We start from the raw sequence: 1,058 nt of genomic DNA, 5'->3' as shown, positions 1-1,058 counted from the left end.
GTCTCTGATGCCAGTGGTTCAGAAGATTCTGCCATTTCGCTTGATATTGACGCGGGTCTGACGGATTCCAGCGAAGTTCTCACCGTTACGATCAGCGGCTTGCCAGAAGGTACGAACCTGTCTGCGGGCACCGATAACGGTGATGGCAGCTGGACTCTGTCATCCGCCGACCTGAACGGTCTGACGATTACACCAGCAGATGATTTTAGCGGATCGTTTGATCTGACGGTGACGGCGCAGTCGGCTGATGGTGACGATGTTGCGACGAGCAGCGGCACGATCACTGTTGATGTTGCCGGTGTGGCAGATACGCCGACATTGGACGTTTCTGATGCCAGTGGTTCGGAAGATTCGGCGATTACGCTCGACATTGACGCAGGCCTGACGGACAGCTCCGAAGTTCTAACCGTTACGATCAGTGGCGTGCCAGAAGGTGCCGCCTTGTCGGCTGGCACGGACAACGGTGACGGGACTTGGACCTTGTCGGCGGCCGACCTGAACGGTCTGACGATCACACCAGCGGATGATTTCAGCGGATCGTTTGATTTGACGGTGACGGCGCAGTCGGCTGATGGTGACGATGTTGCGACGAGCAGCGGCACGATCACTGTTGATGTTGCCGGTGTGGCAGATACGCCGACATTGGACGTTTCTGATGCCAGTGGTTCGGAAGATTCTGCCATCGCGCTGGATATTGATGCTGGTCTCACGGACTCCAGCGAAGTTCTCACTGTTACAATCAGCGGCGTGCCAGAAGGTGCGAACCTGTCTGCGGGCACCGATAACGGTGATGGCAGCTGGACGCTATCTGCTGCCGACCTGAACGGCCTGTCGATTACCCCGGCGGAGGACTTTAGTGGATCGTTTGATCTGACCGTCACCGCGCAGTCTGCGGATGGCAACGATGTTGCGACCACAACGGGCCGGATTACTGTTGATGTTGCCGGTGTGGCAGATACACCGACATTGGAAGTTTCTGATGCCAGTGGTTCAGAAGATTCTGCCATTTCGCTTGATATTGACGCGGGTCTGACGGATTCCAGCGAAGTGCTGACGGT

The 1,058-nt window shown here is 56.5% G+C and carries 1 protein-coding gene; it reads left to right on the top strand.

Annotation, left to right across the window (positions count from 1 at the left end):
* The coding region (locus BC440_RS23170) for an Ig-like domain-containing protein (RefSeq protein ID WP_210766357.1) at positions 1 to 1,058 on the top strand (1,058 nt) is incomplete at both ends.

Origin of the sequence: Thalassospira sp. MIT1004, from assembly GCF_001858545.1 — a bacterium.
In the GTDB taxonomy this organism is placed as follows: domain Bacteria; phylum Pseudomonadota; class Alphaproteobacteria; order Rhodospirillales; family Thalassospiraceae; genus Thalassospira; species Thalassospira xiamenensis.
Note: the sequence above shows the minus strand (reverse complement) of the source record. Positions and strands in the feature narration are given on the sequence as shown.